Here is a 26544-nt window from a genome sequence, read left to right as displayed (position 1 = left end):
TCATGATGCCTGTTGATGTCCAAGTTTGAGAAAAATCGTTTCGAGGTCTTCTTGTGTACAGTGAAACTCGGTCAGCGGAATTCCGGCTTGAATCAGCGATCGTAGTAATTCAGCACTATTTTCTTGATTTCCAGAAAATGCGACTTTGAGTTGAGTCTCTGAGACAGGTTCAACAGATTGAATGAAGGGTGAATGTTTAAGTTCTCGTGTGAGATCATCTAATGATCCTAAAGTTGAAAGCAGAATTTGCTGCTGACTCAGACGAGCAAATAAATCTTGAAGTGATGCACTCTCCACAAGATAACCTAATTCCATCATGCCGATCGACGTACACAATTCTGCTAGATCGCTCAACACATGTGAGGAAATCAGAATCGTCATGCCTGCAGATTGTAAGGTTTTAATAATTTCTCGAAACTGCATTCGAGCGATGGGATCAAGCCCTGAAACTGGCTCGTCTAGAAGTAAAATCATCGGCTCATGCAGGACGGTACGCGCCAATCCTAAGCGCTGTTTCATTCCCCGTGAGAGCGTCGAGATCGGAGCCTTGTGCTTGTGAGTCAGTTGAACGAGTTCGAGCACTTCGTAGAGTCTTCGGGAGCGTCGCGGTTCACGCAGTCGATATAGCCGTGCAAAATAATCTAAATAATCCCAGACATTCAGGTCGTCATAGAGCGGAAAGTCGTCGGGAAGATAACCGAGATAGCGCTTAATCTCAGCAGTATTATGGCGATCGTAGCACTGACCGTTGAAATGAATTTCGCCGATCGTGGGTTCTTCGATCAGCGCCAGCATCCGAATTAAGGTGGTCTTTCCGGCTCCGTTCGGTCCGATTAATCCGTAGACATCGCCGCTCGCAATGTCGAGATGGACATCACTCACGACGGGACGACGATCGAATCGTTTCGTTAAAGATTGTGTAGAAATTGCCAGCGATCGCTGAATCGGCGCAGAGAGTTGCGGACTTGCCATACGTCAACGTAAGTCATTTGAACGATAGCTTAACCTCAGAATTTTCAGATGCGGAATTTCTTTACAAAAAACGGGAGCATAATTATGCTCCCGTTAATTTTAAATCAGAAGAATTTGTCTATTTACTAATAAATTCTTTAACACAACCCTGAACAATCATGTCCATCTCCGCAGGTGCAGGTTTGCCAGCGCCTAAATCCGCATCAATTTTCGCAAACTGCTCAAAGGTATACTGTTCTTGAAGGGCTTCGATGCTGCAAGCGCAAATTTGTTGCATAACTTCAGCCGGAATTCCTTTGCTGCTGCCTTGTTCAGTACAAGTGCTCGTGAAAGCTGCGACTGTTTCAGCCGGATAAGCCGTTGCATTTTCCGCGTTTGCCTTGTGCATCGGTGCAAATGATGCGGTCATCAAGCCTAGAGCAATCACGAAGCGAGAGAGAGATTGAGAAGCGCGCATAGTTTTGAGATTGAGTAAAGATATTTCCGCATCGTCACCGCGGTGACCTTAAGATTCCCAAATCGCAAATGCGGTGACCTTGAGACTCTCGATATTCCAGCAGAAGCTTAATAAATCGCTTGCCTGTATGAACTTTTGATAGAGTTTTTGGGGCGCGAATCGGCGGCTGAGGCTTACTCCACGATCGCGTGAATATGCCAAGATGAAGACAGTGTTTACCAGAGTTTGCCGGATGTCTTTGACTGAGTTTGATGCGACGCTACAACGCTTGGGACAAGTCCGTTTCGCGCTCTTACGGCTGCATAAAGCCCTATTGGATGGAGAGCGGATGGGCTATGAGCAAGAACATGGACGAGTCACGAATACTGAGTTTTTTCGCTTAGTGCTGGAAGACCAGCGGTTTGCTTGGTTACGACCGATTTCGCAGTTCATTGTGCAGATTGATGAAGCGTTGGATGCGAAAGAACCGATTACGATGGAGCAAGCAAGCGAATTGTTAGCGCAGACAAAACAGCTTCTTCGTCCCGCTGTAACGGGATCGAACCTTGAGCAGAAGTATGACCAAGCGATTCAACGTGATCCCGATATTGCATTTCTACATGCAGAAATGATGAATATGTTGGTCGGTAACTAATGCTACTTTTGTCTTAGCGATCGTGTAGCTGAAGCTGGGTAAACTGAGTCGCCTTCTCAGTTCTTGCCTCAGTTATCTATGCTTTTACACGATCGCTTAAAACAGTTCTGGGGCTATTCTGAATTTCGTCCGCCTCAAGGTGAGATTGTTCAAACAATCTTGAATAATCAAGATGCGATGATTGTTCTCCCGACAGGCGGGGGTAAATCTCTATGTTTTCAACTGCCAGCAGTGATGCGATCTGGATTAACGATCGTGGTATCTCCTCTCGTCGCTTTAATGGAGAATCAAGTTCAAGATTTGCAACAGCGCCGAATTCCAGCCGCATTGATACATAGTGAACTTCCAGCCGCAGAGCGTAAGCGGATTTTGAGCACGATCGCACGTTACCGTTTGCTTTATCTTTCTCCTGAAACGTTACTCAGCGCATCTGTTTGGCAACGATTGCTCGAAGTTAAAATTAACACTCTGATTGTGGATGAATCGCATTGTTTAACCCAGTGGGGTGAGACATTTCGACCTGTTTACTATCGGCTTGGAGCAGTGCGAGCAGCCTTATCGAACAATCGCGATCGCATTACGATCGCAGCTTTCACTGCTACTGCGAATCCATTGGCTCAAGCAACGATTGAACGGATTTTACAACTTGAAAAGCCACAAACCTTCCGAATCAGCCCGTATCGTGCGAATTTGAATCTGCAAATTCAATCGGTTTCGACTCCGCGACAGCGCAGACAGAAATTACTTGCTGTGATTAATTCTCAGGTTGGATCGGGGTTAGTCTATGTGCGATCGCGAAGCGAAAGTGAGGAGCTTGCAGAATGGCTCACACAACAAGGGCATCGAACCGGGGCATATCATGCTGGATTGAAATCCATCGATCGCCGATGCATTGAACAGGATTGGATCAGCGATCGCTTAAGGTTCGTCATTTGTACCTGTGCATTTGGCATGGGATTCAATGTACGATAGCAAGTACGTTAAATCGAGGTGAGTTTCGTGGATGGCGATCTAGGCTACGCAAGGGTTTCCAGCGATGAACAGGCAAAGGGACATAGCGTTGACAATCAGATTGCGCGGCTTAAAAAGTTCGGATGTACTCAGATTTGGGCGGATACTGAATCAGCTTATAAAAAAGGTGTGGTGCGTCCAGATTTTGAGGCAATGCTTGCTTATATTCAAACTGGAGCCGCAAGAGGCAAGCGTCTTTGTGTTACTGATATCGATCGACTAGCGCGGAATGAGCTTAGATCATTTTGGGTTTTTGAATTGCTAGAAGAGCAGGATATTAAGTTAGTTAGTCTTGACCAACCCTACATTGATTTATCTGACCCTGATGGACGTGTCATGGCAGGGCAAGCAGTAATCCAAGCACGAGCATACAGTGCAAGATTGTCCAAACGAGTGAAGCAAGGACATCAACATCATCGCGATCGCAATGCAGCCTACTTTGCTCCATTTGGATATCGAAAAATAGGTGAGAGGTTTGAACTTGACCACAGACCCTATGTTTGCATTATTGAGACTCAAACCGAGCTAAGTCAGGCTGAAGTGGCGCGGGAATTAATTGAAAAGTTTTTGGAATACCGAACTGTTCGCCGGACTATTCTCTGGCTTAACGATAGATATGGAATCCGAACTTTCATTAAAGCTAAAACAGAAGGCGTTAAAGCAAATCGCAAACCAAAGCATAGTCTCAGCTTTAGTATTGCTGGCTTTGTTTCGTGGCTGAATAATCCAATTCTACGAGGACATATTGCTTATGGTCGGGCATATCATCAACGTCAGCGTCATAAGCATCTCTGGGATATTCGCTATAACACTCATCCCGATCATCGTTTAATGAGCGATGAGGAGTATCAGGAGATTGAAGCGGTTCTGGATTGGAATTCAAAACATGGAGGATATGCTTACAAGACCGATTTAATTCACCCATTCACGGGATTGATCATTTGTGGAGAGTGTCGAGGACGATGTTCAGTTCAAAATTACCGACTTAGAACTGATCCAACAATTAGAAAGTTCTCATTTCAATGTAAAAATTACCGGATGCGAACCTGTCTTCAGAAAACAAGTATCCGCCATGATGCGATCGAACCACTCGTAATCGAGGCTCTAATTCAACGGACTGAAGAGGTTACTCGACTTGCCGAACTACCTCCCAGCACTACTACTGATTCTCCGGAAATCCTATCATTACGTGCAGAGCTTTCCTTCTATCAATCTGCACCAGGAGATCGAGCAGCCGGAATTGTAGAAGACTTAAAGCAACAGATTGAGCAATACCAGAAAGCTCAACAGAATGTCACTTCTGAGCTTCTAACCAAGCGTGATTTATTACTTCAGGTATTTAGTGATCCGCTCTATTGGAAGACTCTCAATGATGAAGAGAAGCAGCAGATCTATCGGGCACTGATTGAGAAAATTGTGGTTCGTAATGGAGAAGTTGAACAGATTATTTTGAAGGTTTAGGGCTGGAATAATTGCTTAGGAATTTCTCTTTGAACACTTTGCAGTGTGAGGGAATATCCTAATTGTCTAACTTTTCGAGCTAGTCCTTCTTCTGGTCTAAAAACATTAGCATTCCAGGCATCGTGGCAGATTGCCCAGTAGGTTCTATTGGAACCAGAATTAGCACCGAATACATCGCCACCAGGATTCAGGTAGTGAAAATAAATCAAATCTTCCTTGGGTGAAGGGCTGAATGCTACAAAAGGTTCACTGGTTGAGCAATATACCCATCGTGAGGTTCGTTCGATCTGGGTTGATCTGCCTGTGCGCTTATTTTCAACCTCAAGTTTGTAGAGCTTACTTGGCTCTCCACCAAGCTGATTTTGATGAACCAATTTCTTGCTGATCAGCGATGATTCCCAGCAAGTACCTTGACGACATCCCGCATCAAGAACCTGTTTAGTTTGGGCGATCGCGGGAAGAGAAGCTGTCAGAATACTCAGAAGGGTGAGGGATTTGAGAATACTCATCATAAGACTATGGGGATGAAAACACTATTATTCACGATTACAACTCATAGCTTGCAGGACAAAATTCAATTCTTTGTCTGAGTTTCATCCTTCCAGCCGCACTCACATTCAGCGATCGACTCAGAGAGCTTTTGACCACAGCGAGGACATTTCCCAGTGAAGAGAGGATGCCACATCAGCAGTTCGAGTTTTTCGGCTTTGGTGAAGCGGTCTGGAGGTTGAGAGATGGGTTCTCCTGCGTAGAAGGATGGCTCGTCGGTCATTGTTCTAATTCAGCAATGCTCATGTGGTAAATTCGGCAATACAGCCTGCTTGCCTAAATTTCTGAATGATTTCGGGTTCTTTCTCCAAAGAGTAAAGGCTGGCAGGATGCTTAAGTGGTCTAGGATAAGCATACTCATAACCATGTGCCTTGCCTTTGCTAACAAAGCTAGATAGCAAGAAATTACCTTGCTTCACTAGCACCAATTTGTCTTCTGTCCGAATCATTCCCTTCGAGATTGTGCCCATTGTGAATGAGTATCCTCCTGAGCCATCTCGTTCAGGCAGAAAACTATCAACGATGCAGACCTTCCCTTTTGTTCTAGATGGATAAATGGCTTTAGATTCTTCGATCGCCACCCATACTCCTAGAAAGGGTGCAACAGAAGGATCGATATTCGACCAGTCCTGACTGAATGTTGATATTTGCTGTTTTTGCTCCGGAGTGCGCCGATCACTGTACATACTTGAGCGCAGAAGCTTTGGAATATCTTTCTTGAATTGTTGGATCAGAGACTGCATTTCCTGAGCAGTTGGATAGCGCTCTGCTGCGAAAGTCGGCTTGGCAATACTCAGCAGCATCGCTAGGCTCATGAAAATTGCAAATTTTGACTTCATAAGATTCGCCAGGGTTAGATACTGAAACCATTCAGCTTAGATAATCGTATCTTTTTATACTGCATTACTGCATCATATTTGGGAAGCCTAAACCTAGAGAAAGTAGTTTTTTGCAGCATGGCGATTCTCATTCCCTCATTCAGCAGTTGTTCACAACGCATGACGAACGGTGAGCGACGATTTGCTCAACGGTTGGAAGAGAAGCTGGATGAGGATTATTTGCTCTGGTATGACGTACCGATCGGAAATAAGCGATTGCATCCAGATTTCATCGTCCTGCACCCGAATCGAGGATTGATTGTGCTGGAGGTGAAGGACTGGAAACTCGATACAATCCGAAATGTTGCACCAGATCGAGTGACAATTCTCACTAAAGGGCGGGAGAAGCAGGTTAAACATCCTTTAGAGCAGGCGAGGAATTACGCTCTCACGATCGCAAGCGAGTTAGAAGAAGACCCATTTCTAAGGCAAGTTGATGGGAGATATCAAGGCAATTTAGCTTTTCCTTATAGCTACGGTGTTGTATTCACAAACATTACTCGGAAACAGTTTGAAGCGACTGAGGGATTACGGCTCGGCTTCAAATCTAATCTAGTCATTTGCCAAGACGAAATATATGAAAGCGTTGATGCAGGTGAGTTTCAGCAGCGCTTATGGGACTTGTGTACCTACCAGTTTGGAGAGCCTTTAACTCCGGTTCAAATGGATCGCATCCGATGGCATCTCTTTCCAGATGTCCGTATCCCTGGGCTTCTCGCAGTGATGGACATTCAGCAAGAGCAGATTGCTCGCAGTTTAGGTGAAGGACATCGAATCATTCATGGCGTTGCTGGTTCTGGTAAAACCTTAATCCTTGCTTATCGCTGTGAAATTCTCGTGCAGGAAACCGAGAAGCCGATTCTAATTCTCTGCTTCAATGTCTCACTTGCTGCCAAACTCAGACAAATGCTGCATGAGAAGGGGATTGATAGCGATCGCATCACAGTCTCTCATTTTCATCGCTGGTGCAGTGATCAACTTTGGCAACATCGGATTCAGAAACCTAGCTACAATCAGTTCCGTGGTGAAGCTTATCCAAAAGAATTAGTGCGTCGAGTGATTGAAGCAGTCGATCAAGGCAGAATTCCTGCTGGCAGATACGGAGCAGTGATGATCGACGAAGGACATGACTTTGAGCCGGAATGGTTAAAGTTAGTAGTACAAATGGTTGATCCCGAAACTAAATCATTGCTCTTGCTCTATGACGATGCTCAAAATATCTATGAAACCCCAGGTAAAAAATTTAGTTTAAGCAGTGTTGGGGTTGAAGCAAGAGGTAGAACAAAGATCCTTAAAGTCAATTACCGCAATACTCAAGATGTTCTGAATCTCGCTTATGAATTTGCCAGAGAAGTCATGATGCCGACTTCTAACGCAGATGAGGATATACCTGTACTGGTTGAGCCTGAAAGTGCAGGTCGGAGAGGCAGCAAACCTCAATTGATTCGACTTCCCAGTTTTAGAAAAGAGACAGAATATTTGATCGATCGCGCGAAAAGCTTCAATGCTCAAGGAATCGCCTGGAACGAAATGGCGATCGTCTACCGCTCTAAATTCATGGGTGAAAATATTTACAGTGAGTTTGAACAGGTCGGCATTCCGATCGAATGGGTGAATCGTGACAGCGAGAGCCGCAATTACGCTCCCACTGCTCAAAGCATCAAATTAGTAACAATGCACTCTAGTAAGGGATTAGAATTTCCGGTGGTCTTCGTTCCGGGTGTGGGATTTATGCCAACCAGAGATCGCTCCCCTGAAGAAGAGGCGCGATTGCTTTATGTAGCAATGACAAGAGCGATCGATGAATTGGTGATGACGTGCGATCGAGAGTCAGAATTTGTTCAAAGGGTTCAGGTTGCCATAAACCGAATCTAAGATAATTCAACAAAAAAGCCTGTGGAGTAGTAGATGCGATCTCTCCGCAGGCTTTGAAGCAATTTAACGGTTTTCCCAGTGACCCTCAACCCAGCGACGACCAATGCCTAAAAAGCCGCGTTCGTAGTGTCCAGGAATCCAGACTCTACGAATATTTTGGCGATTTCGATCCCAGCGAGAATCACTAGGGCGATTCCGATCCCAGCGGACATTATCACGTCGATTCTGCTCCCAACGGGAATCATTCCGTCGAGAATTATCTTGCCGCCGAAGAAGTTCATTCTTCCGAAGCTGCTCACGCCGAATCGCCTCTCGTCGATCGCGATTTCGTCGATCCTCGTGTCGTTGATTGCGATTCCGATGATCTTTGTATTGCTGGTTGCGGTCACGTTGGTTATCGTAGCGTGGGTCGTTGTTCCACCGCTTGTCGTGATCGTCGTATCGTTGGGCTACGACTACAGGGGGGTGTCTGTCAAGTTGATCAGTTGCCGATGCAGATCTAGTCAATGCAGCAGACATTCCGAAGGGCAGAGCAAACAGCACGATAGCAAGTTTGCGGTTCATAATCAAATACCCTCGCGAGATTTGAGGTTGTAGACTTAGAAATCCAAATAAGGTTCTCTTAATTTACAATTCTTAATTGAGAGAGGGCTGAAATCAACATTCACTGTTTCTCAGCTTCTCTTCCAGCCACTCCCGCAACAGTACAACTTTATCCTTACCTTCTCTCGCTGCATAAATCGAAAAACGACGGTGTAAGGATTTAGGTAGATCCGCAGTGAAGCGGATCATTTCTTCTTTTGTAGGTTCTGATTCACTCATCTGGAGATCGTCCACACTGGCAAGTTCTCATACTGCTCCAGGACTGACCGCAATCTGGACAAGCGTTCTCTAGCTTTTCTTCGTGCCACCATTTTTCAGGTTGACTCAGCCCAGTGAGACGATATAGCCAAGCGTCATCATTCTGTCGATACCAAATCGCTTCGATCGTTCCTCCCTGCTGAATCGGAACCACCCAAGCCGGATCGCCAAAATCAAACTTGTGATCTGGAAATAGAGGTCGGGTCGGTCGCGGCATGGGTGCTTTTATTGCTGGCTGAAGGGGTAGTTCCTGTCTCAATCGTCTTTTCATGAATTGTTTTTCTTAAAAGTCTTTCAAAGACAGGCAGACATGGACAGGCTTCACATGTCGGGTGAGAACCAGGTCGAGCGCATCCACATACGGGCGACCAATCTTCTAAAACCCTATGAACGGCTGAGCAATATCGGGCTGCGGTTTCCTGTAGAAGAGAAGCAAGTCTCAATTGGAACTCCAGATTAGAATAGAGGAAATTTACTGGCGAACAAAGTGTGCGATAAAGCACTGATGTCTATATGCCTGTAAGATCAAATAGGGCTAACATAGCCTTATTTACTTTCTAACCAAGATTATATTATTAGATAATAGATTATACGAAAATATAACTACAAGATTATTCGATCTTGTAATTTATTAAAGGTTCAAGTAGAAGATTGTTGAATCTGGGTATGGTTGGTATGCCAGACGTTTATTGATGACTCATCTAAAGTAGGTCTATTGGCAATGAAGTTCGCGAATGCGTTTAAGGAAACAATGTTTCGGTTTAATCTGACCGGACTTGAAATTGCTGAGAAAACTGGGTTAACTACTACACAAATTAGTCACTTCCGTAATGGAATTAAAAACCCAAGAATAGACAGCGTAGAGAAAATTCTTGAGGTGTTCACCCAAGAGCAGCGCGAATTTATGCTCAATCTGGTCGCTAAAGCCTACAAGGATGAAACCATTGCTTCTGAAGCTGCAAAGGAAGAAGAGTAGGTTTAGCTTCAATTCACGATCAATCCGAATCTCGTCCCTTGTCATCGGCAGGGGATTTTTTATTGTGCCATTGTCACCTTCCCCTTTCCGTGATTATACAAAAGTATAATAGATTATATCTTCTTATAATCTATTCATTCTAAATGGAAACTCATCACATGAAGACTTCTCAAGAGGTTTCGGTGAAATTGACGATCGAAGATATTCGCTATGCCCGTCATATTGATCTTGCCGCTCTGACTGGGTTTGGAGCGAGTGATTTTGCGGCATGGACGAAATCGAGAGGGCTATCAGAACGAAGCTTAAACGTGCTTGCTGAACAGCTAGGAATGGAGAAAACAGACCTGCTCAAAGGGCTGGAATTGAGAAGACAAGATGCTGCACTTGCAAGAAAGGTGCAGGAACGGATCAAGCAACTCATTGCAACTGAGCCTGAGAAAGCAGCTTCTTAATCTCTCAAGCGTTTGACCTTCAGAAAGTAAACGCCCTACCTGTTTGGAGCAGATAGGGCACAAGTAACTTGTTTTCTAAATTATGAATACTCAATCTTCGCCTACTCACCCGGCATCTATCCAGAGTGAGAAATCTTCACTATCTGTTTCAAATCGAACACACTACCGACTTACCAACGAAGAATGGTTAGAAGTCAGTCAAGAACTCAAACTGGCAGAATTGCGCGTCTTATTTCACTTGAGAACGCTTGATCCATTTGGAGATCGCGCACTCAACCTCAAAGTAATCGACATTGCTGAGGCAACCAAGCTTCAGAAAGGAACTGTTTCCAAGGCATTAAAAGTTTTATCTGACAAAGGCTTCATCGATTTAGAAATGGTGACAGTTCGGATTCATGTGAAAAAGGTTCCTGTGAGAAACCAAGTTTCCTGTAGGAAACCTAAACGCACCATAGGAAACCTAAACGCATCACAGGAAACATTGCAGCATGATAGGAAACCTGATTGCACCAGAGGAAACATTGAGAAGCTAGAACCTTCACCAGATATAGATTCTGAATCTCCTCATACTCTTCAAACTAATCAAACTGATCCATCTCTCTCTCAGATCCCAGAAGTAGAGAGAGAGAAATTTGAAAAGTTTTGTTTGAAGAAAATAGAAGAATTACCAAAGCGTCCAACTCTACCGAAGCGATGGATCGAAGCCCACCTCAAAACGTTGTGGGATCAGTTCCAAATTGAGCGTTCCGCCGCGCCCGTGCCCGATATTGACTGGTCAGTACATCCGCTCCAAAACGAGTACCTTGCAGCCCTAAATGATGAGGGGTTGGGTTGGATCGGGTTATGCGTTGATCAAGCTGAGAAGCGGAGGCGCAGATCGTTCTATGAATGGGCGCAGCAACAAGGCTTGTACTAGGGAGGATTCATCATGTCTCAACTCCCTCAATTTCCTAGAGAACCGATTTCTTCTCCAGAGCAACAGCACGATCGTCAAATGTGGCGACCTGAATGGACTTGTTTTTGCTGTGAAGACAGTGGCTTTATTGCAAGTAGTTTGATGCCGCTGATTGTCCCGGATTACAAACCGAATGAGGATAAGTTACCGCTTTGCCAAAACTGCTCGGCTGGGAACTGGGTGCAGGGATCATCGCCAGGAGTTTCGGGAACGATTGATTGGCGGTTTAAACGTGAGATCTGTGCCGAACTCGATCGCATCAATCGAGAACAGTGGCGTATTACGTTACGGAATCAGTTTGAGGCGAGACGGCAGGCTTTAGCGAAAATTCAGGACTTGACTCAGCAAATGAATTTGAGGAAGCGCGATCGCACTTGGCAAGAAACTCAGAAGGCTGAACAAGATCATCAGCAGGTGATTCTAGAACCGGATGTCGATCAAGCTGAAAAGCCAGAGGGAGCGGTATGAATTATCGTCTTTCTTCTGTGTGCGAATCACTTGCGGAATATGAATCACAGCCTGATCAGAAGTCGGTTGAACTCGCTGGACATCAGCGCGATTCAACTCGGTTGCAACTGAATCTCTTTGATCAGGAGGAGTCGGAATCGTCCCCAAATGGACACGCTACAAAAAGAGTGCTGGGGGGTGAGGATGACACTACAGGTATTAAGAAAAGACCCCCCAGCACACATTCTTGTGGGTGGATCGAGTTTCATACGGTGCGACGTAAACGGAAGAATGGGGATATTTGGGAGACGAAACAGGCTTGGTTGCACTGGGAAGAGAAGGGACAGAAGCGATCTCGGTATATTCCCAAGGCGAAGTATGCCGATGTGGAGAATTCGGTTTATGGAATGCGATCTCCGATTCAGGAGACGTTGAGATTGTTGGAGAAGGGGACATGAGCAGGGAAATTAAATTCGGTGAACAGTTCACCGAACAAGATTAGAGAAAATTGATGCTATCCAGACACGCCGATGGGATGTGAGGCAGATGATTACAAGCTTTGATTGACTGGTGGACGACTGCGCCAACCTCTTGAACGGTCTCCATATGCTGCACCACATCCGAGAGAAGAGAATGAGATCGCGATCGTGAGTGTGACAAGAAGAGTGCGTTTCATGGTGTGCTTCCTGAACAGCAGTGGTTATTGTTAAAGTGCCCACTTCAGAAACAGACAACGTTTGATCAGTGCTACTTTGGAATTGTGGAAGGGAAATTAGGGATTGAGTGCGATCGTAGTGAAGTAGTGAATGTCGTAGCGTTGAGGGGAAGACGGTGGCGAATCAGAAACATATAGAATTGCTGATGCAGGGAGTAGAGGTTTGGAACCGATGGCGAAAGAAGAATCCTGCCGCAGAAATTGACTTCAGTGAAACATGGTTCCGGTTCAACCAAATCAATCTTTATGGTGCTAACTTTACCAGAGTCAACCTTCAGGGATCTGATCTCCGTGATGCTGACCTTAGCTATGCTGACCTTAGCTATGCTGACCTTAGCTATGCTAACCTTAGCAGGGCTACTTTATATCGTGCCAACCTTAGCAGAGCCACTTTACATAATACCAACCTCAGTGGAGTAAACCTTTACGAGGCTAACCTTTACGAGGCTAACCTTTATCAAGCTATGCTCAATGGCGTTCAAGCACTTAAGGCTAACTTCACTAATGCAATATTTACTGGAGCTTGCTTACAGGATTGGAATATCAACAGTGAAACAAGGCTAGATAAGGTGATATGTGAGTACGTTTATTTAAGTTATAGAGATGGACTTCGGGCGGGCTATTACTATCAAGAACGCCGCCCTAGCAATCCCAATCAAATTTTCGCACCAGGTGAATTCACGAAACTGGTTCAAAAAGCAATTAGCACTGTTGACCTAATCTTTGCTGATGGGATTAACTGGCAAGCCTTCTTCCAATCCTTTCAAGAACTGCAGCAATACGACGATCTCTCCATCCAAGCAATCGAAAAGAAAAGCGGTGGTGCATTCGTTATTCGATTAGAAGTGCCACCAGAAGCGGATAAGGCGGCAATTGAGAGTCATGCAAAAGAACTATATGAAATGAAGCTACAACTCCAAGAACAACGCTATCAAGCCGAATTACAAGCCAAAGACGGACAGATTTCCCTGTACCAGGAACAACTCGAATTTCATCGGCAAAACAACACAAATTTAATGGAGGTTGTCAAAACAATGGCTGAGAAAGAGAACCAACCGACTCATCAAACGATCATCAATGCTCAAACGATTGGCGCGACCCATACCGGAAGCGGCGACATTACCAACTTCACCCAAAACATCAATAGCAACATCGATGACATCACTAAACTGATTACTGCTCTTCGCGACGCAGCGCAAACCTTTCCGGAGGCGCAACGAGAAGAAGCGTTAGAGCATTTGGGAGATGTAGAAGAAGGAATTCGCCAACCCGATAAGGTCAAACCTCATCGTGTCAAAGCTGCTCTCGCTGCTCTACTCGCAATCGCAGGAATGGTTGCAGCAACTACTGATTTCAGCAATAACGTATTAGAAATCGGGAATAAACTTGGTATTGAGTTGATCCAGCCACACTCGAAGTAATTTAAAGATCCTCAAAAAGAGTGCTGGGGGGTGATAGAGTAATAGTCATCTTGTACTACCCTCAAGCGATGGACGGGATTCGCAAAATCATTCACGTCGATATGGATGCGTTCTACGCTTCGGTCGAGCAGCGAGATTATCCCCAATATCAAGGGAAACCGATCGCGGTTGGCAGTTCTCCGACTCAACGTGGGGTCGTCTGTGCTGCAAGTTATGAAGCGAGAGTTTTCGGAATTCACTCTGCAATGCCGTCTAAACTTGCGATCCAGCGTTGTCCTCATCTCATCTTTGTCAAACCTCGCTTTGAAGTCTATCGCGCCGTCTCTGAGCAAATTCGCGCCATCTTTGAGCGCTATACCGACCTGATCGAACCTGTTGCATTGGATGAAGCTTACTTGGATGTGACAGAAAGCAAATCAAGTTTGCCTTATGCGAGTGCGATCGCTAGAGAGATCAGAGCTTCTATCCAACAAGAAACAGGGTTAACTGCTTCTGCGGGAGTGTCCTTCAACAAGTTCTTAGCAAAGATGGCAACGGGGATGAACAAGCCCAATGGATTAACCGTGATTCTGCCAGATCAAGCCGAGGAGTTAATTGAGCAACTTGCGATCGAGAAATTCCACGGGATCGGCAAGGTGAGTGCAACGAGAATGCGAGAACTGGGCATTTGTACCGGAGCAGATTTGAAGCAACGCTCTGAAACGGAATTGGTGCAGAAGTTCGGCAAAATGGGACATCACTACTTCAAAATTGCGCGAGGGCAGGATGATCGCATTGTGGAAGCGAACCGGGTTCGTAAATCGTTAGGTGCAGAAACCTCGTTTGCTCAGGATTTAACAGATCGTGCCGTGATGCTTCATGAACTCGAAACGATCGCTCAGGATGTGTGTCACCGTCTAGAGCAACATCAGGCTAAGGGACGCACTCTTACGCTGAAGGTGAAGTTTGGCAACTATCAGCAGATTACTCGCAGTCGAACGCTCTTAAGTCCGATTTGTGAGCTGGGAATCGTTACCTCTTTAGCGCAGGAGTTGTTTGAAGCGATTGATTTAGAAGGGCGAAGTGTGCGGCTGTTGGGGATTTCGCTCTCAAATTTGGGGAGTTCCCATTTGGAGTCTGAGACGCGCTCATCATTAGTGCAGTTAGCCTTGTTTTAGCGCCATGTCAGAAATTCTGAGACAATTCACAGCCGAAGAACTAAACAACTGGTAACAAAGATTAGAGGCAGTCGATCGACAACCATATCTGAAGACAAAATGAGAGAATCGACTCCGGGGGCAGCGCAGCTTTTACAATCTGAACTTAGCCTGTCTCTGAATAGGTGCTTCTCTTTGATGAGTTCAGGACATTCCCGATGAAAAGCAAGGTGTTCAAGTACATTACTCAGACTGCAAAAATAGCGCTTCTCCCGATCTCAATCTTCTTCGTTCTGGAGCAAGCAGTTTCAGCCGAAACTTTAACCACCCCTAATTTCACCGTGACAATCACGCGAAACTGTCCAGAAGGATATGTAACTTGCAATGATGTCACTTACATAGGGATCAATCGTCAAACCAAGCAATCAATTCGTTTAAAGGGTCAAACTCAACATACGCTTTGTGCTGATGGTGTCACACCCTGCGCGTTTTTGGGCTACGTATTTCATAACGGAAATTTCCACTATTTTGTCTCTCGATCAGGAGATTTACAGGTTTATGAAGACGAGAAACTGATCATGGAAGAGCGTGGAACTTGGAGTGAGCCATAAATTCCAATAACTACAGCATCCAACAGGATAAAGAGCGTAGTGATGATGGGAATGTTCAAGTACTACAGAACTGGGATGGCAGCCTACGATCGCTGTCACCTGCCCACAATTCGCTCCCAATGGTCAGCATTCATGGCAGAACTGAAAGAATTCATCGCTGAGCCGAGTTTAGACGAAGCCTCAGATGTATTGCACTCCTTTGGTCGCTTGGTGTGGAAACTGACGGGTATTCCGCTTCAGTGGTTGGCTTATCCAACGGTGAGGAAGCATGGAGAGCGATTCGCGGAAACGGGGTGTATTCGCAGCAGTCGGAATTGTGAGGGGCGATGTTTAGAGTGTGATATAGATTGAGCGCGATTAGAGACAACTGCTCAACCCTAAGTCTACAGAAATCAGCGATAACAGATAGAATTGCCGCTCTTCGTGACTTTGAAACACATCCCTCCATCACCAAATTTAATGTATGTTGCATCTACACCATCTACTTGAGCTGTTCCTTCTGCCACACCGTTTTGCAATGATTCGATCGTTAGAATCTCAATACCAGTTTGCACCTTATCGCTCCAGCGAAGGACAATGGTTTTAGGAATAAATCGTGAAAGTCGTCCTGAACTGGAATATTGACATTTATCGCGGAGGTTTGCTTTATCGGATTGGAATGAGCAATTTACGGTAACTGGTTCTGCTAGTCCTGGGGATAGTTTTAAGCCAAATGAAAGTGCAGCAGACAAAATTACTAGCCTTATTAGTTTCATGAAAGAACCTCAGAGCAGTCCAGTATAAACAGACACCTCATTTTAAGCTACACCCAAGCATTACCGTAAAAATTAGAAATTCTGCTCGAAGCGCTGTATCAATACTGTAGATATTGATTTCTCCATTTCAACGATGACGCAACCAACGCCTCCAGAATCGTCAAATAATCATCGCTCTGAGATAGAATCACCTTCTTTTGTGAAACGTGGAAAGCTTTGGGTTCCTGATACGGTTCAAAGTCGTCGATCGCTCCTTCAGAAAGTTTGGAGCTGGACGGGATTCGGAGAGAAGAAGCTGTGGGATGTGTTGCAATTGTTGATTGTGCCGACTGCTTTAGCGATCGGTGCATTCTATTTACAGGAAACGTCGAAACAGAGGGATTTGGAACTTGCGGACGATCGAGCGAAACAAGAGATGCTGAATCGGTATTTTGACCAGATCTCGACGTTGTTATTCGATCGAGGGTTGCGGACTGCGAAGGCAGAGGATGAATCTCGCATTATTGCACAGGCACGAACGTTAACAGCTTTGAGAGAACTGGATGGAGAGCGACAAGGACAACTCATCAAGTTTCTACATAAAGCGAAACTCCTTCAAGCGAAAAAGCCAGTCCTCGATCTTAGACAAACCAATTTAAGAGAAGCAAATCTGAGTGGAAGCAACTTATCTGAAATCGATCTAGCTGGGGTTGACTTAGCTGGCATCAACCTATCTGATCTAAATTTACCTGATACGGATTCAATTTTGTCAGCCGAGCGCAAGATGGGGAATAAGAAGCCGTCTAGAGTGATGATTTTTCGGTCTTATGAGAATCTTGCAAGATTGGAAAAGACAAATTTAGATGGAGCAAATTTGAGCGGAACAGACTTACGTGCGGCAAATTTAAGAAGAGTAAATCTTAGTAGAACAGATCTTAGTAAAGCAGATCTTAGTATGGCGGATCTCAGAGATACAAATCTAAGTTTCGCCAACTTGAAGGACGCAATTCTGTCTGAGCCAATTCTAGATGGGGCGCTTCTCTGCAATACCATAATGCCCGATGGTACAAAGAGCGATCGCGATTGTGACAAACTCAAACCTAAGAAATGAGCTTTGATGACTGCTGACCCTAGCACAATTAGCAATCCCAACGATATGAGCGAAACCGAATTTCATCCCTGCCCCATCTGTTCAACTCCAGTACCACACTGGGCGCGATACCCAAAATCAGTTTGCAACAATTGTTTCGATAAAGCTTGTGACGATCAAGGGCGAAAGTTGGGCTTCTATAACGTCTCATTCAGTGGTGGATTCAAAGCAGTAGTCGAGGAAACTGGCGAGGAGAACGAAAACCACATCTGCTACATCGAAGGCGTAAAGTGCTGGGCAGATGAAGCGCGATTTGGTGGGATTGTGATCCAGCCCTTTGAGAGTTGAAATCCATCATGCTACTGCTGAGGAACGCGATCTCGGGTAAAGTGAGGGTGCGATCGCGCTCCTGATTGTTTCAAAGCACTAGCCAGCAAAGTAAACTGTTCCCCGATAGGTCAAGGGCTGACGTTGCGATGTTGCAAGTTGAGGAGCCACGGACTTTGGCTGATATTTGATTCCTCGGTAAATAAGGGTTGGGTTGGAGGGAGCTACTTGAGCGCTGGTAGTGTTGGAGTTGTAAGAGCAGCCGCGATATTTCAATTGCATGATAGATCTCCTTGGGGGTAAGTAGAGGAATGAAAGAGAGCAAAACTCAGAGGGTGTTATCGCTCTCTTGACTATTTCCACGATGAAGTTCTGAAATTTATGCAGCCAGTTTGGAAATCTGCGCGATTGCTTCTCGTTTGTCGATCGCTTCCCACCCATCGGGCACTTTGACAGCAGCAGTTTTGTACTATCTCATGCTGTCGATATACGAACAAACCAAACAGGGACGAGGAACGCGATCGCGCATTCTGGCAATTCTCAATGAGACAGACGGACTTACCCGCAACGAATTAGTTAAGCGATCTAGACTGACCTATGAACAGGTACGACGACAGACCCAAAACTTACATGTCGCTGGAGTGATTGAGTCTCGCTCAGTTGAGGGAGAGCGACGATATTATCTGAAAAAGTCTTCTAATACGCCCGTATTAATCGGGTTGCTTCTGCTCGTATGGTTGCCAATTTTGCATTCAACGATCGAGGTAGAGCCTATTAAGATATCTCCCTATGATCAGCGGGATTCCTAATTGAGATCGAGAATTAACTGTAAATAATTACAGTGAGAAAGATTGAACCGAATCAATTCAATTTTGGAACATTCCGATTTCTGGTCTTCATCAAGTCTTTACGATCGTTGATCGGAATTCCGGTAGAGTCTCGGACAGGAAATTTTTTCTGAAGCTCGCATAATATGCACAGTTGATTCAAAAGTTTTTCGCTATGACTGACCAGAATTCCGCCGCTGTTGACCAGAATTCCGCTACTGAGATGCAGTATCGACCGGACGAAGTCCAACGAGAATTTGATATTAAATCTGCTCAATACTACGAGCGATTAAAGTTTCTCGGCATCAAAGCTCACAAGGATGGACAAGGTAAGGCTTACCTCGACCAATCACAATTTGATCGAATGAAGCGACTCGATCAACATATTCGAGAAACGGGCGAAATGGACGGATTTATTGATAGTGAAGGTGGAGAACTTGCACCATTAGATTCTACTAACCTCGCAGCAGTAGAAGGTAGCGACCTGACAGAACCGATCCCTGTAGTGGAGGAACCGACGATCGAGAATGGTTTGGGCAAGCGGATCTATCGGGAAGCTGCTGAATTGAAAGCTGAAGAACTGACGATGATTCCTAAAGTGGTGCGGACAGTCGCAGATTGCATGACGCTAGAAGATTTGCCGGAAGATCTCAAACAGAAGGTGAAACGAGCTGAGGAGGCAATTCGCCCAAATTTTCACCCCAGCGTGATCGCAGACAAGCTACTCGATCAAATGCGCCAGAGCCGACAAGCGGCGTAAATGACGATGCTCTAAATAAGGTGTGTGCTGTGATCGAATCCGGTCACAGCGTTCTTGTCATTGGTGAAGCGGGATCAGGAGTCGATGATCTCGCTGTTTCTGTGCGCGATTGCTTTGAAGGTCAGTTCACCTGCGCGACTGAAACCTATAAGGGCACGACGAAAACCTTCTTCAAGTCGTTGGCTGAACAGGTTGGATGTCCGACTGAAATCGAGGTCGGCGAGGGCAAATTCAAGCCGATGAGCGTCGATGAGATGAAGGATGAAATTCTCTCGAATGCTTCTGATGATTGGCTCTTTATCCTGCCTGAAGCGAAACGACTTCCTGCAAGTATTCGGTACTGGTTGGAAGATGCGATCGCATCCAGCGTGAGAGTCGTCGCCTTCAGTCCGATCAATCCCGGTCGTGATATGTTTCTGCGAATGTTGGAAGTTGAATTAGAACTGCCCTCAGATGCTCATATCCGCGATGTGATGACATCGGAGGCACAAAGACTTGGATTACAGATTGATCAGTCGAGAATCGCGGAATTACAGCCACTTGCGGGAAGAAACCCGATGCTGGCAAGGAAGGTGATTCAGCGTGAGAAGTTGGGGGTGAGACAGGAAGTGCAGCACACTCAATACATGGTGATCATGCCGATTATTTTGGCAGCGCTGTTCAGTTTCGCGATCGTGCGCTTCATCGGACTGGGCACGAACAATAAGGGGCTATACATCCTGGGCGGAATCAGTTTGACCGTAGGAATGGGACTGAAACAATTGGGACGGGTGCAGGGTGCGAGGAGGAAGTTAGGGCAATGAGAACGTTAGACCTGTTGCTGAAGAAGTTTGAGGAGTATGGGTTTGAGGATTTCGGGATTTTGTCGATCGCGCTGTTTTGTTTGCGAATAGCGATCAGTGGGATGAGCTACCGGAGTCGGTTAGGAATGAAATTCTTGAACTGCTTGATCGTCAATCGAAAAGAATTGAATTGTGATAATTTCCTGACAGATTGCCGATTTTCGTATCTCTGCTGTTGTATCGGGACAGAGTTAGGGTTTAGGAAGCTATACGAGAATGCGTAGAAATCAGGCTCTGCAAAATATTAGTCTTGCTGCTCTCGCTCTTGGCGTAGTGACGCTTTTAGGAGGATATTGGTACATTCAACAGCAGAAAGTGAATGACCTTCAGCAGCAAATTGATCAACTGCCAAATGGTAAGGATAGGGTATCTTTGGTGAAAGATCGTATCGCTTTGGAGAATACGATCAATGGGAGTTTGATTCAAGCAGTTGGCGGAATTCTTCTATTTGTTACTGCTTATGTTTCAGTGCAGAACTTGAAGGCGACTCAACGCAATGTATTGATTGCTGAAGACAAACAGGTTACAGAACGATTTACTCAAGCGATCAATCAGTTAGGTAGCGACAAAATTGAAGCTCGGTTTGGTGGCATCTATGCTCTAGAAAGAATTGCCAAGAATTCTCCTAAAGATCATTGGACAATCATGGAGGTGTTGGTTTCTTGCATAAAAGAAGCACCAATTTCAATGGAATCTGGACAACCTATTTCAAGACATCTTCAGGCTGCCCTTACTGTAATCGGACGGCGAGACGCAGCTAATGATCCAAAAGATAAATGCCTTGATTTTAGAGGAACTTGCCTGATTCAGGCAGATTTGCAAGATTTAAACCTGCATCGAGCAGATTTAGGTAATGCTATTTTGATTGGTGCGAATTTAAAGAGAGCAAATTTGCAAGAAGCAAAGCTATCTCACTCTGATCTAGAGGGAGCAGATCTCAAAGAGACAAATTTACATCAATCCATTATTAGAGCCGCAAATCTGAGTGAGACTGATCTACGTTGGGCGGATTTGACTGGGGCTGATTTAAACCATACTAATTTGAACGGAGCCAGACTATGGCAAGCAAATCTCGCTGGGGCTGATTTAAGTGGAGCCGACTTAAGCAACGCCGTTTTATGGCAAGCAAACCTAAGTAATACAAATTTGAGTGGAACTGAATTAGAAGGAGCTAATTTGATCGGAACTGATTTGAGAAACGTTAGAGAGTTGACGTTAGAACAAGTCAAGGCTGGTAAAAACTGGGAACAAGCCCACTACGATGAACATCTCCAAAAACAGTTAGGTTTAATACCTAAACAAGAATCATAGATATGCAGACTAGAAACAGTAAGGGCAATCTAAAAGCAGTTTCTAGAACCTTCACACTCTATGATGTCCCTGACTCATGCCACGATCGCAGTCGCCGGAACTTCCCTCATCCTCAGCACTGCAGACCCTTTAACATTGGGACTCGCCCTAATTGGCTCACAACTCCCCGACCTCGACACCACAACCAGCACGATCGGGCAAATCTGCTTTCCTATCTCAACCTGGCTAGAGTCACGATATCCACATAGGACGATCACTCATAGCTTTCTCGCAACTGGTCTTCTAGCCGCTATCGCACTTCCTTTCGGCTATTGGTCGGGACATCTTACAACGTCGATCGCACTGCCCCTCGGACATCTCCTCGCCTGTTTCTCAGACTGTTTCACTAAACAAGGCGTTCAGTTGTTCTATCCCTATCCCGCTTGGTGTATCAGTGTTTCCAATCCCAAGCGGCGATTAACCACGGGCGGAACAGGTGAATATTGGGTGCTGTTGATCGCTGGACTGCTCTTAGTTGTGGGACTCCATATCGGCAGCGCTGGCGGGATCACAGAAAAGCTTACTGCTTCTCTCGGTATGGTCGATGGAGCAGTCGAGGTCTATAACCAAAAGTCAGCGAGTTATCACGTTTGGGCAGATGTAAAAGGGATTTGGGCAAGCGATCGCACCCGTGCCGATGATCGTTATTTTATCGTTGCCAATGAAGGTGATTCGTTCATCGTGACGGATGGCAAGGGCGGATTCTTCAAAACGGGTCAGCAGATTTTGACTGAGCGGATTGCAGCGACGATCGGCAACCCTGCCACAACTCAATTACAAACGATCTCATTTATGGATGAGGAAATCGCGCCGAAGCTTCAGGAGGTTGCAGCATCACAGCCCAATGCTTTGATTTTGCTCAGTGGCTCGATCGTGGTTGACCTGCCTGAGAATGTGAGAATTCCGATCGAGGCGAATCGACTGCAAACGGCGAAAGTGGTGGATAAGACGGTCACGATGACGTTTCACCCGATTGAAGCGGCTCTACAGCAGTTGGGTGAACAGTATGTGACAGGGACATTGACGGTGAAGGTGATTAGTCCGCGACCAATGTGAGATTTTGGGCATAGGATTGCTAGAGCGATCTCTGAAACTTGGTCAAGCTGCTTTCTCGATCAGGTCATGTAAAGGTGTCTGCCTAATCCTTTAATTGCGGATCTTAGACGGATAAAAGCGTCTTCTCTAGTGGAAGAAATACGGAAGATTTTAGGCTAAGATTTCTACCAAGCGGTATTATGCGGGAAAGTTGTCGGGCTAATTCGCTTAACTCGGATTTAGGCAAAAAGTTTCGGAATAAGCCTCTGGATTTGGGATCTTAGATAGAAACTTTCAGTTCAATAAAAAGTTGGTCAGCTTCTCGCTAGAAGCGCAAGAAGGCTTAGTTCCCTCACTTCATCGTGTGTTCGATAGATTCGCGTTTTGTCGGTGCGCTTTGTCAGTTCTTGCGTTAATCGCGTTGTTACGAGTATTCTTCGTAGTGGTACGCGGAGTGTTATTCGTTAAGTGCGAAGTAGCTCCCTAACACTACGTTGCAACGGACTGTTTCAGGTCTCTGCGTCTAGCATTGGGATCTGATATACATGCACTGAACTGCGCCGTTATAGAGAACAAAATATTTATCGTTAAGCTATATGAAAGTTTTAGTTGCAGGATCGCTCCACTTTGAGAACTCTAATGATGTACGAGCTTCATTTGTAGAAGCTTGTAATGAAATCGGTGTTGCGCTAGCTCAAGCAGGGCATGAGTTAGTTATTGGTTCTGGAAGCGATAACACAGCGGATAAACATATTTTTAATGGGTTCATTTCAGTGAAAAACCATCCTCGCCTCTACATAATTAGACCTCTAGGGGTAAAACACGAGGACAAGAAAAAAGAGGGTGATATTTTATTTGCAAAACTTCCACAAAAGCTGAGAGTTGATCGACATCCTGCGGACTCTTGGTCAAAAATTAGAGTGTATCAAGTCCTAGAAGCAGATGTAGTTTTAGTTCTAGGAGGTAGCACTGCTGGCACAGCTCTTATTGCAGGAACTGCAACTGCATTGCAACGCCCTGTCCTTGCCATTCCATCTTTCGGAGGCGCATCTCAGAAAGTATGGTCAGATTTGAAGCGTGATTTTCAAGGAGTCTCATCATCCTTAGAAAATCTCTATAACTATCTTGGGCAGAGTTGGAACCTCGGTGATTCTAAGTATGTTGTTTCAGCCTTAGAGAAGTTGAAGCGTGAAAACCCTTATCGGCGAAATGCTGCTGTTAACTCAAGTATTATTCTAATTTGGACTATCTTATTACTTGCAATTTGGCTAATTCTACTTGGCTCAACTCCACTAAAGCCTCTCTATAACTTTTTTGCTCTTTTAGCATTAGCGGTCATGCTTGGTGTAAATTTAAGAGCAAGTTTGGGACATCTTCTCAATCCTGGGATCAATCTTTCTTGGGCTACAGTTCTTATAGAATCTAGTGTAGGAATGGTGGTAGCTTTTGGATTAGCTCTCTTCTACTTAATAGGGGGATTCATCGTCACTGGATCTTGGAACCCTGATGACTTTCTAAAAGTTTCAGACCTAACGCGCGTAGGAGTAATTATGTCAATCATTGGACTTGCATCAGGCTTTCTGCTTGAGGTAGCCATAGAGCGTTTGCGAGAGCTTCTAATGGAGATTGTAAAAGTTAAGAAGCCTGGTAATGATGATACCGCTGAGCAATAAGCTTCGTGCAGCAGACTGAAGACGGCGATCAGGTGGGTGTTGGGTTTGGTAATCGCTGATGATGGGGATTGTTCTTATGACCGGACTCTTCATCAAGGGCACACTAACCCAAAGTGATTGCCCTCGTCGTCAATGAATCGATCGATAATCCTCACAGCCTGTCTCCTCGCAAGCTGTACCGCCCAAGCCCAAAACCCTACTCCTACCCCAAGCTCTTCTCTCGTCCCCAGTCCCACAGCTTCCTCAGTTCCTAACACTAGAGCGAAGCGCTTCACCCTAGAACTCAGCCTCTCCGCACCCGAAGATCTGAAAGTCCGAGAGGGCGACATCGTTGTAATAGGGCAAGTTCTCTCAGATCGCACTCGTGAACGCCAACGATTAGAAGCGCAGAAAGCCCAAGTCTTGATCCAACTCGATCGACTCAAACAAGCACCGATCAAACCACTTCCGCCTAAATCTGCATCAGCCGTTGCCAACCTTCCAACCCCTTCATTTCTAGAGGAAGAAGCAGAAATCGATCGTAAACAAGTTGCCCTTCAGCAAGTTGAGCAGGACTGGAACCGACAGCAGCGCAAAATCGATTTACTGCAAGGTTTTGATCCGAAAGAACTTCCCCCTAGCACTCTGCCCCACGAACAAGAGAAACTGCGGCAACGGGAGCGAGATGTGAAACAAGCCAAGGCAGAGTTAGAACTCTCAAGAGCCAAACTCGATCGCGCAAAGGAAAACTATCAATATCGGCAATACGAGCATTCGCTAGAAATCAGTAAGCGCAGCATCGACCTGGAACGTCAGCAGCAAGAATATCAGCGACAGCTACAAGAACATGAACAGCAAGAGCGCGATCGCGTCTTCCAGCTCGCTCAAGTGAATGTGCAACTTCAAAACTTAGAAACACAACTTACCAACTTATCGATCGTCAAGAGTGCCTACAATGCCAAAGTTCAACGGGTTAAATGGAAAGGTCAGAATAATCAAATTCTCACTGTTGAACTTACTCTTATTGTGGGCGATCTGCGAAACACCCCTCGCTCAAAGCAAGCCAGTTCCGGCGACTCAGACGAATCAAAGCCAGAAACGCCCCCCTTCCAATCCTCAAATTCTCAAAGATGAAGCATCAGAGCCGGAAGAGTCGAGCGAGGAAAAGACCGAAGATCCCGACGCACTCAAAGCCGACGAGAACCCCCTTAATCCGGCTGGAGACTCGCTTGATCGCTTAATCCAAATCCGCATCAATGATGACCTCTGGAAAGGAATGCTCGGTGATTTGCCCTGCCTGGATATGTCTGATGCCTGTATCCAGCAATTGCAGCAAAAAGCGATCGAGACTTCCCCCGAACTGAAAGCGATCGATGAACGAGTGCGGGTGATCGAACAGAAAGTCGAGGAAGCAAAGCGCAACAACATCAAAACGGTTCAACTTGGTGTGTTTGAACCCTTGGTGCAATCCTGGCTCAAAGTCGAAGACGTTCCAACTGTTCCAGGTCAGCCAGCGAGAAAGAAAGGCATTCTCAATCGCATTGGGGATTTGTTTTTTGGTAATACGCTCAGTTCAGTGAATGAGATTCTTTCCCTGGTAGGTGTGCCCTTATTCAGGAATGCAACAGGTGGTGATGCCGCTGCTCAAAGTCGAGCGATCGCGATCGGAGATTTGCAGGTCAAACTTGCTGAAATTCAAAACAAGCGGGGTGAGATTGCGGCAAAGTTGCGTGAGAATGTCATCCTTCAAGTTCTCGACTTTGATCAAACCCGTCGAGAGTTTCAAATTTCTCAAGAAATCGCTCGTAGGCAGGCTTTACAGCACAAGTTAATTGAACTGGACTACAGATTAGGAAACGGCGAAACAACGCAGTTCTTAGGCAATCTCAGCGCATTGGACAAACAAAAAGCCCAAACTTTTCGAGAATGGGCAAGACTGCGATCGCAGATGATGCGAATTAAATTAATCGTGCTGGGTGCAGGTGAGCAGTAGGTGAGGGTTTATACCTCGTAAATCTTAGTGAACACAATCCTGGATTCTGCCACTTCTGTAGAGAAGCTATGCAGTAGCGTTCTAATTCTGAAATATGAAACCACTGCTGTACGTGTCTTTTGTCTTAATTTCCGTTCTGCTAGGGCGAGAAACGGCTGTGGCTAAAACGGTCACTGGGGATTCTGCTTTGTGCAAGAACAGAAATCTCATCACCATGATTGCTGTAAGTGCTGAAGATCACGACATTGCGATCTGCAAGGAGTTTGGCGATGCCTATCATTATGTCAGTCAGAGCAAGCAAGATAAGACTCAAAAACTCTTTTTACCGATCGTAGAGAGAAACAATCCCTATCGTGGTGCTAATCCTTGGTTGCTGAAAGCTCGAAATGGCTCATATACCTATCAAGTTGCTGAATTTAACCCACTCAGTAAGCGGTCATATGTTTCCGCATCCATTTTCAAGAATGGTCAGAGAATCTACTATCAAGTAATTCGTTCCTATATCCGTGCAGATGAATGAGAA

The 26544-nt window shown here is 45.4% G+C and carries 34 protein-coding genes; 24 read left to right on the top strand and 10 right to left on the bottom strand.

Translation table 11 applies throughout. The annotated features are described in order from the left end of the window. Positions 1-972, bottom strand: coding sequence for an ABC transporter ATP-binding protein (locus tag ACMUEV_RS27295; protein WP_199329500.1), 972 nt, complete (start codon positions 970-972; stop codon positions 1-3). 118 nt (positions 973-1090) lie between these two features. Beyond that, a complete protein-coding gene (locus ACMUEV_RS27290) occupies positions 1091-1429 on the bottom strand; it encodes a hypothetical protein (protein ID WP_190651410.1) in 339 nt (112 codons plus the stop codon). A gap of 232 nt (positions 1430-1661) precedes the next feature. Here ACMUEV_RS27290 and ACMUEV_RS27285 point away from each other — a divergent pair, with 232 nt between their 5' ends. The 3 genes from ACMUEV_RS27285 to xisF all read left to right on the top strand — a co-directional run bounded on the left by ACMUEV_RS27285 (position 1662) and on the right by xisF (position 4535). After that, positions 1662-2063 (top strand): hypothetical protein, encoded by a 402-nt coding sequence (locus tag ACMUEV_RS27285; protein ID WP_017286031.1) that lies wholly within the window; start codon positions 1662-1664, stop codon positions 2061-2063. Between the two features lie 78 nt (positions 2064-2141). Next, entirely contained in the window at positions 2142-3035 is an 894-nt protein-coding gene (locus tag ACMUEV_RS27280; RefSeq protein WP_199329498.1) for a RecQ family ATP-dependent DNA helicase, read from the top strand. A 27-nt stretch (positions 3036-3062) separates the two neighbouring features. Further along, positions 3063-4535 (top strand): fdxN element excision recombinase XisF, encoded by a 1473-nt coding sequence (gene xisF, locus ACMUEV_RS27275; RefSeq protein ID WP_190651408.1) that lies wholly within the window; start codon positions 3063-3065, stop codon positions 4533-4535. Here xisF and ACMUEV_RS27270 read toward each other — a convergent pair. The 3 genes from ACMUEV_RS27270 to ACMUEV_RS27260 all read right to left on the bottom strand — a co-directional run bounded on the left by ACMUEV_RS27270 (position 4532) and on the right by ACMUEV_RS27260 (position 5923). Then, entirely contained in the window at positions 4532-5047 is a 516-nt protein-coding gene (locus tag ACMUEV_RS27270) for a hypothetical protein (RefSeq protein WP_190651406.1), read from the bottom strand. The genes xisF and ACMUEV_RS27270 overlap by 4 nt on opposite strands. A 62-nt stretch (positions 5048-5109) precedes the next feature. Beyond that, positions 5110-5307, bottom strand: coding sequence for a hypothetical protein (locus ACMUEV_RS27265; RefSeq protein ID WP_190651405.1), 198 nt, complete (start codon positions 5305-5307; stop codon positions 5110-5112). Positions 5308-5326: 19 nt separating this feature from the next. Further along, positions 5327-5923 (bottom strand): hypothetical protein, encoded by a 597-nt coding sequence (locus ACMUEV_RS27260; RefSeq protein WP_190651403.1) that lies wholly within the window; start codon positions 5921-5923, stop codon positions 5327-5329. A 117-nt stretch (positions 5924-6040) separates the two neighbouring features. On the opposite strand from ACMUEV_RS27260, the gene ACMUEV_RS27255 reads away from it, so the two are divergent. Continuing rightward, entirely contained in the window at positions 6041-7837 is a 1797-nt protein-coding gene (locus tag ACMUEV_RS27255) for a DEAD/DEAH box helicase (protein WP_190651401.1), read from the top strand. Between the two features lie 63 nt (positions 7838-7900). Here ACMUEV_RS27255 and ACMUEV_RS27250 read toward each other — a convergent pair whose 3' ends face one another. Continuing rightward, positions 7901-8401 carry a hypothetical protein gene (locus tag ACMUEV_RS27250; protein WP_190651399.1) on the bottom strand — a complete coding sequence of 167 codons (501 nt, stop codon included), beginning with the start codon at positions 8399-8401 and terminating at the stop codon, positions 7901-7903. A 250-nt stretch (positions 8402-8651) separates the two neighbouring features. Then, entirely contained in the window at positions 8652-8915 is a 264-nt protein-coding gene (locus tag ACMUEV_RS27245) for a hypothetical protein (protein ID WP_190651397.1), read from the bottom strand. A gap of 504 nt (positions 8916-9419) precedes the next feature. On the opposite strand from ACMUEV_RS27245, the gene ACMUEV_RS27240 reads away from it, so the two are divergent. The 5 genes from ACMUEV_RS27240 (at position 9420) to ACMUEV_RS27220 (ending at position 11986) form a co-directional block, all read left to right on the top strand. Next, positions 9420-9674 carry a helix-turn-helix domain-containing protein gene (locus tag ACMUEV_RS27240; RefSeq protein ID WP_415354708.1) on the top strand — a complete coding sequence of 85 codons (255 nt, stop codon included), beginning with the start codon at positions 9420-9422 and terminating at the stop codon, positions 9672-9674. Between the two features lie 158 nt (positions 9675-9832). Beyond that, entirely contained in the window at positions 9833-10126 is a 294-nt protein-coding gene (locus ACMUEV_RS27235) for a hypothetical protein (RefSeq protein ID WP_415354707.1), read from the top strand. Between the two features lie 82 nt (positions 10127-10208). Next, positions 10209-11042, top strand: coding sequence for a MarR family transcriptional regulator (locus ACMUEV_RS27230; protein ID WP_190649342.1), 834 nt, complete (start codon positions 10209-10211; stop codon positions 11040-11042). 12 nt (positions 11043-11054) lie between these two features. Next, a complete protein-coding gene (locus ACMUEV_RS27225; RefSeq protein ID WP_190649344.1) occupies positions 11055-11549 on the top strand; it encodes a hypothetical protein in 495 nt (164 codons plus the stop codon). Further along, positions 11546-11986: a hypothetical protein gene (locus ACMUEV_RS27220; protein ID WP_190649346.1), complete on the top strand. Its 441-nt coding sequence runs from the start codon at positions 11546-11548 to the stop codon at positions 11984-11986. The genes ACMUEV_RS27225 and ACMUEV_RS27220 overlap by 4 nt, the downstream gene beginning before the upstream one ends. Positions 11987-12078: 92 nt before the next feature. Here ACMUEV_RS27220 and ACMUEV_RS27215 read toward each other — a convergent pair whose 3' ends face one another. Beyond that, positions 12079-12204, bottom strand: a complete 126-nt coding sequence (locus ACMUEV_RS27215; protein ID WP_277880239.1) for a hypothetical protein — start codon at positions 12202-12204, stop codon at positions 12079-12081. A 155-nt stretch (positions 12205-12359) separates the two neighbouring features. Here ACMUEV_RS27215 and ACMUEV_RS27210 point away from each other — a divergent pair, with 155 nt between their 5' ends. The 4 genes from ACMUEV_RS27210 (at position 12360) to ACMUEV_RS27195 (ending at position 15762) form a co-directional block, all read left to right on the top strand. Next, positions 12360-13664, top strand: coding sequence for a pentapeptide repeat-containing protein (locus tag ACMUEV_RS27210; RefSeq protein ID WP_190649348.1), 1305 nt, complete (start codon positions 12360-12362; stop codon positions 13662-13664). A gap of 68 nt (positions 13665-13732) precedes the next feature. Beyond that, positions 13733-14821, top strand: a complete 1089-nt coding sequence (gene dinB, locus ACMUEV_RS27205; protein ID WP_190649350.1) for a DNA polymerase IV — start codon at positions 13733-13735, stop codon at positions 14819-14821. Between the two features lie 197 nt (positions 14822-15018). Continuing rightward, the gene (locus ACMUEV_RS27200; protein ID WP_199329362.1) at positions 15019-15411 is read left to right on the top strand and encodes a hypothetical protein; all 393 of its coding nucleotides are present in this window, start codon (positions 15019-15021) and stop codon (positions 15409-15411) included. A gap of 42 nt (positions 15412-15453) precedes the next feature. Further along, positions 15454-15762, top strand: a complete 309-nt coding sequence (locus ACMUEV_RS27195; RefSeq protein WP_190649352.1) for a hypothetical protein — start codon at positions 15454-15456, stop codon at positions 15760-15762. A 41-nt stretch (positions 15763-15803) separates the two neighbouring features. On the opposite strand, the gene ACMUEV_RS27190 is transcribed toward ACMUEV_RS27195, so the two are convergent. Further along, positions 15804-16166 carry a hypothetical protein gene (locus ACMUEV_RS27190; RefSeq protein WP_190649354.1) on the bottom strand — a complete coding sequence of 121 codons (363 nt, stop codon included), beginning with the start codon at positions 16164-16166 and terminating at the stop codon, positions 15804-15806. A gap of 133 nt (positions 16167-16299) precedes the next feature. Between ACMUEV_RS27190 and ACMUEV_RS27185 the strand changes: the two genes are divergently transcribed. Continuing rightward, the gene (locus ACMUEV_RS27185) at positions 16300-17256 is read left to right on the top strand and encodes a pentapeptide repeat-containing protein (RefSeq protein ID WP_190649356.1); all 957 of its coding nucleotides are present in this window, start codon (positions 16300-16302) and stop codon (positions 17254-17256) included. Positions 17257-17262: 6 nt separating this feature from the next. Beyond that, positions 17263-17583: a hypothetical protein gene (locus ACMUEV_RS27180; RefSeq protein WP_190649358.1), complete on the top strand. Its 321-nt coding sequence runs from the start codon at positions 17263-17265 to the stop codon at positions 17581-17583. A 78-nt stretch (positions 17584-17661) separates the two neighbouring features. Here ACMUEV_RS27180 and ACMUEV_RS27175 read toward each other — a convergent pair whose 3' ends face one another. Further along, positions 17662-17844, bottom strand: coding sequence for a DUF4278 domain-containing protein (locus ACMUEV_RS27175; protein WP_190649360.1), 183 nt, complete (start codon positions 17842-17844; stop codon positions 17662-17664). Between the two features lie 110 nt (positions 17845-17954). Here ACMUEV_RS27175 and ACMUEV_RS27170 point away from each other — a divergent pair, with 110 nt between their 5' ends. The 9 genes from ACMUEV_RS27170 (at position 17955) to ACMUEV_RS27130 (ending at position 26541) form a co-directional block, all read left to right on the top strand. Continuing rightward, entirely contained in the window at positions 17955-18371 is a 417-nt protein-coding gene (locus tag ACMUEV_RS27170) for a hypothetical protein (protein ID WP_190649362.1), read from the top strand. 193 nt (positions 18372-18564) lie between these two features. Next, entirely contained in the window at positions 18565-19149 is a 585-nt protein-coding gene (locus ACMUEV_RS27165) for a hypothetical protein (protein ID WP_190649364.1), read from the top strand. 29 nt (positions 19150-19178) lie between these two features. Then, positions 19179-19952 carry a hypothetical protein gene (locus ACMUEV_RS27160; RefSeq protein ID WP_190649367.1) on the top strand — a complete coding sequence of 258 codons (774 nt, stop codon included), beginning with the start codon at positions 19179-19181 and terminating at the stop codon, positions 19950-19952. Next, positions 19949-20215, top strand: a complete 267-nt coding sequence (locus ACMUEV_RS27155) for a hypothetical protein (RefSeq protein ID WP_190649369.1) — start codon at positions 19949-19951, stop codon at positions 20213-20215. Before ACMUEV_RS27160 ends, ACMUEV_RS27155 begins: the two co-directional genes overlap by 4 nt. Next, positions 20208-21302 carry a pentapeptide repeat-containing protein gene (locus ACMUEV_RS27150; protein WP_190649370.1) on the top strand — a complete coding sequence of 365 codons (1095 nt, stop codon included), beginning with the start codon at positions 20208-20210 and terminating at the stop codon, positions 21300-21302. Before ACMUEV_RS27155 ends, ACMUEV_RS27150 begins: the two co-directional genes overlap by 8 nt. A 60-nt stretch (positions 21303-21362) precedes the next feature. Beyond that, a complete protein-coding gene (locus tag ACMUEV_RS27145) occupies positions 21363-22397 on the top strand; it encodes a metal-dependent hydrolase (RefSeq protein WP_242044302.1) in 1035 nt (344 codons plus the stop codon). 575 nt (positions 22398-22972) lie between these two features. After that, complete coding sequence (locus ACMUEV_RS27140) at positions 22973-24049, top strand: hypothetical protein (protein ID WP_190649372.1); 1077 nt, start codon at positions 22973-22975, stop codon at positions 24047-24049. Between the two features lie 934 nt (positions 24050-24983). After that, complete coding sequence (locus tag ACMUEV_RS27135; protein WP_415354706.1) at positions 24984-26021, top strand: hypothetical protein; 1038 nt, start codon at positions 24984-24986, stop codon at positions 26019-26021. 94 nt (positions 26022-26115) lie between these two features. Continuing rightward, positions 26116-26541, top strand: a complete 426-nt coding sequence (locus tag ACMUEV_RS27130) for a hypothetical protein (protein ID WP_190653850.1) — start codon at positions 26116-26118, stop codon at positions 26539-26541. Positions 26542-26544: the final 3 nt, after the last annotated feature.

The sequence above is a fragment of the Leptolyngbya sp. FACHB-1624 genome (assembly GCF_047649235.1).
In the GTDB taxonomy this organism is placed as follows: Bacteria; Cyanobacteriota; Cyanobacteriia; order Leptolyngbyales; family Leptolyngbyaceae; genus Leptolyngbya; species Leptolyngbya boryana.
Note: the sequence above shows the minus strand (reverse complement) of the source record. Positions and strands in the feature narration are given on the sequence as shown.